The sequence below is a fragment of the Clostridium sp. SGI.024 genome, assembly GCF_050315195.1.
Taxonomy (GTDB): Bacteria; Bacillota; Clostridia; order Clostridiales; family Clostridiaceae; genus Clostridium.
Window position 1 is genome coordinate 1 of sequence record NZ_JBNPON010000094.1, and the last position, 8085, is coordinate 8085.

6 protein-coding genes and 1 other annotated feature are annotated in these 8085 nt (G+C 29.8%); of the genes, 4 read left to right on the forward strand and 2 right to left on the reverse strand.

Annotation, left to right across the window (positions count from 1 at the left end; all coding sequences use genetic code 11):
- The first annotated feature begins 169 nt into the window (after positions 1 to 169).
- Complete coding sequence (locus tag ACQRD5_RS16070) at positions 170 to 988, forward strand: purine-nucleoside phosphorylase (protein ID WP_427747043.1); 819 nt, start codon at positions 170 to 172, stop codon at positions 986 to 988.
- 175 nt (positions 989 to 1163) lie between these two features.
- On the opposite strand, the gene ACQRD5_RS16075 is transcribed toward ACQRD5_RS16070, so the two are convergent.
- Positions 1164 to 2240: a Xaa-Pro peptidase family protein gene (locus ACQRD5_RS16075; protein ID WP_320627766.1), complete on the reverse strand. Its 1077-nt coding sequence runs from the start codon at positions 2238 to 2240 to the stop codon at positions 1164 to 1166.
- A gap of 118 nt (positions 2241 to 2358) precedes the next feature.
- On the opposite strand from ACQRD5_RS16075, the gene ACQRD5_RS16080 reads away from it, so the two are divergent.
- The gene (locus ACQRD5_RS16080; protein WP_294167094.1) at positions 2359 to 3057 is read left to right on the forward strand and encodes a metallophosphoesterase family protein; all 699 of its coding nucleotides are present in this window, start codon (positions 2359 to 2361) and stop codon (positions 3055 to 3057) included.
- A 483-nt stretch (positions 3058 to 3540) separates the two neighbouring features.
- Positions 3541 to 6150, forward strand: a complete 2610-nt coding sequence (locus tag ACQRD5_RS16085; protein ID WP_427747044.1) for a hypothetical protein — start codon at positions 3541 to 3543, stop codon at positions 6148 to 6150.
- A gap of 174 nt (positions 6151 to 6324) precedes the next feature.
- Here the strand turns inward: ACQRD5_RS16085 and ACQRD5_RS16090 are convergent, their stop codons facing one another.
- Positions 6325 to 6489 (reverse strand): hypothetical protein, encoded by a 165-nt coding sequence (locus ACQRD5_RS16090; protein WP_291630442.1) that lies wholly within the window; start codon positions 6487 to 6489, stop codon positions 6325 to 6327.
- Between the two features lie 95 nt (positions 6490 to 6584).
- Positions 6585 to 6852 (forward strand) — a binding site (T-box leader).
- A 51-nt stretch (positions 6853 to 6903) separates the two neighbouring features.
- Here ACQRD5_RS16090 and asnS point away from each other — a divergent pair.
- Positions 6904 to 8085: asparagine--tRNA ligase (gene asnS, locus ACQRD5_RS16095; RefSeq protein WP_427747045.1), on the forward strand; the 1182-nt coding region annotated here is incomplete at its 3' end.

Here is an 8085-nt window from a genome sequence, read left to right on the forward strand (position 1 = left end):
AGAAAATACTATAAGGAGATAATCTTATAGTATTTTTTATTTTGACTAATTCCCTAATAATATTGATATTATTAGGCTTTTATGTTTTCTTTTATAAAAATTTATTTTATAATTTACAAGAAAGTAATTACAGATTAATGATTTTAAATTTATATATAGAGGTGATTTTATGGATTTATCAATGAAGATTAAAAATGCTGCAGATTTTATAATTCAAAAATCTAAGTATAAACCTGAAATTGGATTAATATTAGGTTCTGGTCTTGGCTCTTTAGCCGACTCAATAGAAAACCCAGAATTTTATCCTTATGAAGAACTTCCTCACTTCCCTGTATCAACAGTAGAAGGCCATGCAGGAAGATTAGTTATTGGTATGTTAAATGGCAAATGTGTTATAGCAATGCAAGGAAGATTCCACTACTATGAAGGTTATGCAATGACTGAAGTAACTTTCCCTGTTAGGGTTATGAAGCTATTAGGAGTAGAAACTCTTATAGTTACAAATGCTTGTGGAGCTGTAAATGAAAGCTTTAAACCTGGTGATTTAATGATTATAAAAGATCAAATTAACTTTTCAGGAGATAATCCATTGATAGGTGCAAACCTTAAAGAATTTGGTCCTAGATTCCCTGATATGTCTAGTGCTTATACTCCTGCATTAATAGAAAAGGCAGAAGAAGTTGCTAAAAGTTTAAACATAGATATAAAAAAAGGTGTTTATATGATGTTTAGTGGCCCAACTTATGAAACTCCAGCTGAAATAAGAATGTCTAGAGTTCTTGGGGCTGATGCAGTAGGTATGTCTACAGTTCCAGAGGTAATAATAGCTGCTCACTCTGGCATGAAGGTGCTTGGAATTTCTTGTTTAACAAATATGGCAGCTGGAATTTTAGATCAACCTTTAAATCATGAAGAAGTAGTTGAAACTTCTAATATGGTTAAAGAAAAATTCACATCTCTTATGAATAAAATAATAGAAACGCTTTAAATGTAGAATTAAGAATGTAAAATGTAAAATAAATGAATAAACTCCTTCAGGAGTTTATAAAAAATCTATATTTTTAGTAATTTGGAACAAATTACTTCAATAATTCTTCATTTTACATTCTAAATTTTTAATTAGAGGCTGTTGCGACAGCCTCTTTTTTATTTATGGAATAAGATTAAATTATTGTTATGTCTTTAGTTACTGAATTTAGAACTTCACATCCATCTTTAGTTACTAAAACTAAGTCTTCTATTCTAACTCCAATATCATCTTTTAAGTATATTCCAGGTTCTATTGAGAATATCATTCCTTCTTTAACTTCTTCATTATTTGTTGAACTTACGTCTCCAAAATCATGACCTTCTATTCCTATACTATGTCCTGTTCTGTGAGTAAAGAACTCACCATAACCTGCATTTTCAATATAGTCTCTTGCAGCCTTATCAATTTCTGAGAACTTAACTCCCTCTTTTACTTTTCTAATAGCACTTAAATTTGCTTCTTTAACTGTGTTATAAATTTCAGCATGTCTTTCACTTGGAGCTTCACCAAAGAAGATAGTTCTAGTCATATCAGAGCAATATGAATTATAAACTCCTCCAATATCTATAACTATACTATGTCCCTTTTTAATAGGAGTTTTATCTGAATCATGATGTGGATCAGCACCATTAGGACTAACTGCAACTATTGGAGAAAATGAAAATTCATTTACCCCATGATTTTCATATAATTCTGCTAGAAAATTAGCATAATACTTTTCAGTTTTTCCTTCTTGTAAGTTATCCCATAGTTCTAACATAACTTTATCATTAATTTCTGATGACTTCTTCATTAATGCTATTTCTTCGGCATCTTTTATCATTCTTAATCTATCTATAATTGGAGATCCATTTACAAAAGCCTTTGCACCATTATTATTCATAAGTCTAATTAAAAAATGTGCTGGCCAGTTTTTATCCACAGCTAAAATATTTTCTTTGTCCACAACTGTGCATAAAACCTCTATTGGATCCTGAATATCACTGTACCAAATTAAATCTACACCTAAATCCTCATATACTGGGAATAATTTATTAACAATAAGCTTATGATTTCCATTAACATTTAAATATAATGCAACCATTCTTTCTCCTGGAGAAAACCATTTTCCTGTTAAATAAAATATAGCAGGTGGTGATGATACTATCATTTGACTTAAGCCTTGCTTTTCCATCTCTTTTAACACGTTATTTACTCTATTTGTCTTCATTTTTCCTCACCTCTATTTTTTTCTATATTAATAATATACCTCATGAATAAAATAATATCTATTTATATCAATTATTTATAGTGATATAATAAATTATACTTATTTAGGAGGATTAATTATGAAAATAGCGGCAATTTCAGATATACACGGAAATATTTATTCACTAATGAAGGTTCTTGAAGACATTGATGAACAAAAAGTTGATTTAGTAGTTTGCCTTGGAGATTTAGTTGGATATGGTCCTCATCCAAACGAAGTTATAGCATTGATTAAAAGAAGAGATATTCCTTGCATAAAAGGTAATTATGATGCTTCTGTAGTAGATGGAGGCTTTACATTTATAAGAGATACTTCTATTAATTCTTTTTCTCTTCCTTGGGCTGTAGAAGAAGTTAGAGCTTCAAATAAATATTATTTATCACAGTTACCTACAAAGTTAGACTATGATATTAACGGCGTAAAAGTTATTTTTACTCATGGTAGCCCATATAAAATAAACGAATATTTATTTGAAGATGGTGAAAATACTAAAAAAGTAATGGAAGAAATAAGCGAAGATGTATTAATATGCGCTCATACTCATATTCCTTCTTATAAGAAATTCGGAAATAAAGTATTTATAAATGTAGGAAGTGTTGGAAAACCTAAGATTGGACGTCCAAATGCCACTTATGCCTTAATAGAAATAAAAGAAGATAAAACTATTGATGTTAAGTTTAGGGAACTAGAATATGAATATAAAAGAATCGTTAAAGATGCTCAAATGCTACACTTCCCTACTCAATTAGTAGCCTCTTACGAAAATGGAACAGAATAAAAAGCCAATAAAAATTCGCTTAGCTGAATTTTTCAATTTATTGAAAAAGGGGCTGTGACACTAAAAACTAGTGTACAGCTCCTTTTTTTGTAAAGCTAGACAAACACCAAAATACAAAATCTTAGCATAATGAACATCATTACTCCAAGTATCTTCTAAATTAAATCCATTAATTTCAAATCCCCTATCTGCAAGTATAGTAACATCAACCCTATAATGGGTTAATATATTATTCAGAAAAACCTTCTAATTATACAATAAAGTTACAATAAAAGTTCGTTTTTTACTATTTTTAAAAAAGTAAATAAGGTAAAATAGAAGCAAAGTATTAATAATTATAAGCCTAGACTTTAATTATGTGAGTAAAGATATGCAAGTGTTAATTGTTATCTATTTATATAATAAATTTCTTAATAAATATTAATTAGTCTATATGCTTTGCATATTTTTATTCTAAATTAAATATTTATAAGGAGTGATGCTATGAAACGAAGAGTACTAAGATTATTGTCATTATGTATGATACTGGTTACATTTCTTTCAGTATCAAAAATAATGGAACTGCCTGCTAAAGCGGAAGAAAACGAAAATTCTAATTCAATTATTTCCAGTAGTAGTCCTAAAGTAGGGGATGTACTGGAATTGGATGAAAGTAAAATTTATAAAATTTACGATGCATACGATGAGAATGGAAAAGAGCTAGATGCCATAAGCGATAATTCTAGAGTTATATTTAACAATGGTGGAGCAAAGGTTGGATGGTTAAAATATGGGAACAAATTTGAAACTACAGCATCTGCTAAATATCTCTGGAGAGCAACCACATTTGATAAAAATGAAAAAACTTTTGTACTAACAAACCAAGATGCACAAAATGCACATTCAATTGTAGCTGGCCAAATTGGTAACGTTTTAAACGGTTCAGGAGCTTTAAATTTTGCTGTGGTAAAAAAAGGTAATTTAAGTAAAGGTTCTCCTTTAAAGTTCATTGTCATGGCAGTAGAGAATGGAAAAACTTATGTAAAAATAGAACAAGTTCCTTATACTGATGAACAGTATGGTGAAATTTCTAATAGACGTTATATGTCTACAGAAAATGTTACTATTACAAAAAATACAGATGTTACAAGCAATTCAGTTAGATCTTATGTTACCTGGATTGATAACGTTAGCAATACTGACAGAAGAAATGGATGGTGGGTTATAGAAGAAGTTACTACAATGCCTGGTTCAGTAGAAGATTCAAAACTTTTATTTTCTACCTTTTCTCAAAAATATCACTATAGAATTCCTGCTATAACTACTACGAATAAAGGTGATGTAATTTTATTTGCAGATTACCGTTATGATTCTAATTCTGATATAGGGACAAACTGGACAGGTTGGAACGGAGTAGATAACAGTGGTTATGCAAATATAGGCCATAGAATAGATCAAGTTATGAGATATTCACAAGATAATGGAGAGAATTGGAGTAAAGAAGAAAATCTTACTGAAAAATATTCATATAAAGGTGAACCAAATGTAAAATTAGCAAATGGTTATGGAGACCCTGCACTTGTATCAGATAGAGAAAGTGATAAGGTTTTAATGCTTTCCGTAGGTGGATCCTATGGTTTCCATCAAGATTATCCTGGAATAATCTCAATGCTTTCTAATGATGGTGGAAGAACATTTGATGCACCAAAGGCATTAGCAGGCAGAACAACTGGAATAGCTGCCATGAGTGAAATTCCAAATGATCTTGGTATTTATCAACTTGATAATGGTGGAAGTCAGATATATTCTATGTTTATTACTTCAGGTAGAATGTTACAATCTCGTTATATAAAAGTTGGCTCTAGTTATAGAATTTATTGTGCACCTCTTGCAAAAATCAGAGGTACAAATGAATATAAGAATTTTGTACTTTATTCTGATAACTTTGGAGAAAGTTGGAATGCACTCCCTGGCATTGCTATAAATGGAGCTGATGAAGCAAAGGTAGAAGAGCTTCCAAATGGAGATATTATAGTTTCTAGTAGAATAACTGCTGGAAGAAAGATTAATATTTTTAGTTATAATAAAGATGATAAAACATATTCAAGTGGTAGCTGGGGAACACAGAGCCAATTTACTATTCCTGAATCAAGAAGCTCTGTAAATGGAGATTTATATATTCTTTATGCTAAAAATAATGAAACAAATGAGTATGGATATTTAGCTTGTCAAAGTTTAACTCAAGGTACTGGTAGAAGTAATGTTAGAGTTTATTATAAGTGGCTTGATGAAAATTCAAATACACCACAAGGATTTGTACAAGGTTTCACCTCTGAAAATAGCTTTGTACTTTCAAAAAATGCTAGCGCTTATTCAGTAATGACACTTTTATCCAATGGAAAGCTAGTCTTTGCATGGGAAGAAGGAGAAATGTGGTATAATATTTCTTATGCAACACTTAGTCTTGAAACAATAACAAATAATAAATATTCACTTGCATTTTCTTCTGGTATAGGTTCAGTTGATAAACCTTATATTATAACTAGTGAAGAAGAATTAAATGCCTATAAAAATGTATATAGCAATGAACGCGTTTACTTTAAAACTGAAGGAGAAGCAAAAGTATTAGAGGATAAAGCAGCTCTCATAGAAAATCTAGAAGAAGCCTTTAATAAAAAAGTAGAAGAATTAAATAATTTACCAGAACATGAATTTCAAATCGCTAAAACACAGCTAGAAGATATAAAGAATAGGGCATTACAAAAAATATCTACAGAAAATTATGACTTAGAAAGTATAATTTCCTATTCTGATGCTGCTCTAAAAGAGATTTTAGAATTTAAACCTTATGTAGTTGAAGAGAATGTAGAAAAAGATACCAAAGACGAAGATAATACTATGGACATTGCAATAGAAACAAAATCATCAGAAAAAATAAATGTTCAAGAAAAATCTTCTATATCCGAAAAAACTAATTTAGATATAAAGTCAAACTTATCTCCAAAAACAGGAGATGAATCAAGTCAATTATTATATATTGGACTTATGTTTATATCTGCAATGATTTTAATTGTTGTAAATAAAAAATCAGATATTGTAAATCATTTTAGATAACTTCTAAGAATATTTTTATGTGTTAGGCTTTTCAAGCCTATAGTAGTATTTAATATTTCACTATTAGCTATTCGCCAGTATCCTTTATGGGTATTGGCGAATTTTATTTATTGATAGTGATTTACTTCATATGTTTTACCTTGAAACTCAAAAATTCAGCTTAGCTGAATTATTTTATTGTTCATTTTTATTTCTTCTAAGATATGCTTCAATTTCATTACATACTTTCTCCATGACTTCTACTAAGTTATCTTTATATTCTTTTGGATATGTTATTAACATGCTTTTTAGCTTATTTATCTCAATAAACTTTTCTTCTAAGAAATTTTTATTACTCATTTATTTCCTCCATACTTATTTCCTAAAATTATATTATGATTAAACGTTGCAAATGTTAGTAAATTGATGTAAAATCTTTATAAACTATATATTGTATTATTACTATGACGAGAAGAGTAGCTATATGGAAGTAGTCTTAGCGAGTAAGGAATGGTGTAAGCCTTATACGAAGCCTTTAGTGAAGAACATCTCTGAGTTTCTAACCGAACAAGTGAATATTTATTTTATTAATATTTAATCACTTAAGTAGACTTAGACGGATTCAAACCGTTATACTTTGAATGACATTATTTAGTGTCATATGAGTGGCTATTTATAATAGCAACTTGGGTGGTACCGCGAAATTATCCTTTCGTCCCTTGTATTTGGGATGGAAGGTTTTTTATTTATAAAAATTAACTAGGAGGAAAAGAAATGAGTAAAGTTGTTTATGTAAAATCTCTTTATAGAAACCAAGAAGAATATTTATCTAAAGAAATTAAAATTTCTGGTTGGATAAGAACATTAAGAGCATCTAATGCTTTTGGGTTTATAGAAGTAAATGATGGTACGTTCTTCAAAAACATTCAAGTTGTTTTTGATAACAAAATTGAAAACTTTAAAGAAGTTTCAAAATTACCTATTAGTTCATCAATAACTGTTATAGGTACTTTAGTTGCTACTCCTGAAGCTAAGCAACCTTTTGAAATTCAAGCAAAAGAAGTTATAGTTGAGGGAATGTCTAATAATGATTATCCACTTCAAAAGAAAAGACATACTTTTGAATATCTTAGAACTATAGCTCACTTAAGACCAAGAAGTAATGCATTTTCAGCTGTATTTAGAGTACGTTCTGTAGCAGCATATGCTATTCATAAGTTCTTTCAAGAAAGAGGATTTGTTTACACTCATACTCCATTAATAACTGGAAGTGACTGTGAAGGTGCTGGTGAAATGTTTAGAGTTACTACTCTAGATCTTAACAATGTACCAAAAACTGAAGAAGGAGCAATAGACTTCAAGCAAGACTTCTTTGGTAAAGAAAGTAACCTAACAGTATCAGGACAATTAAATGCTGAATGTTATGCTTTAGCATTTAGAAATGTTTATACTTTTGGACCTACTTTCAGAGCTGAAAACTCAAATACAGCAAGACACGCAGCAGAGTTCTGGATGATAGAACCTGAAATAGCTTTTGCTGATTTACAAGATGATATGGAATTAGCTGAAGATATGCTTAAATATGTTTTAGAATATGTTTTAGCTGAATGTCCAGAAGAAATGGCATTCTTCAATCAATTTATTGATAAAGGAATCTTAGATAGATTAAACCATGTAGTTTCATCTGACTTTGGAAAGGTAACTTATACTGAAGCAGTTGAAATATTAAAGAATGCTGATAAGAAGTTTGAATATCCAGTTGAATGGGGAATTGATTTACAAACTGAACATGAAAGATATCTTACAGAAGAACACTTTAAGAGACCAGTTTTCGTAACTGATTATCCAAAGGATATTAAAGCCTTCTACATGAGATTAAATGATGATGGAAAAACAGTTGCTGCAACTGACCTTTTAGTTCCAGGAGTCGGAGAACTTATTGGTGGTAGCCAAAGA

Bases quoted from the DNA above. Each gene is read 5' to 3' on its own strand.
- ACQRD5_RS16070 (WP_427747043.1), top strand. From the start codon at position 170: ATGGATTTATCAATGAAGATTAAAAATGCTGCAGATTTTATAATTCAA.
- ACQRD5_RS16075 (WP_320627766.1), bottom strand. From the start codon at position 2,240: ATGAAGACAAATAGAGTAAATAACGTGTTAAAAGAGATGGAAAAGCAA.
- ACQRD5_RS16080 (WP_294167094.1), top strand. From the start codon at position 2,359: ATGAAAATAGCGGCAATTTCAGATATACACGGAAATATTTATTCACTA.
- ACQRD5_RS16085 (WP_427747044.1), top strand. From the start codon at position 3,541: ATGAAACGAAGAGTACTAAGATTATTGTCATTATGTATGATACTGGTT.
- ACQRD5_RS16090 (WP_291630442.1), bottom strand. From the start codon at position 6,489: ATGAGTAATAAAAATTTCTTAGAAGAAAAGTTTATTGAGATAAATAAG.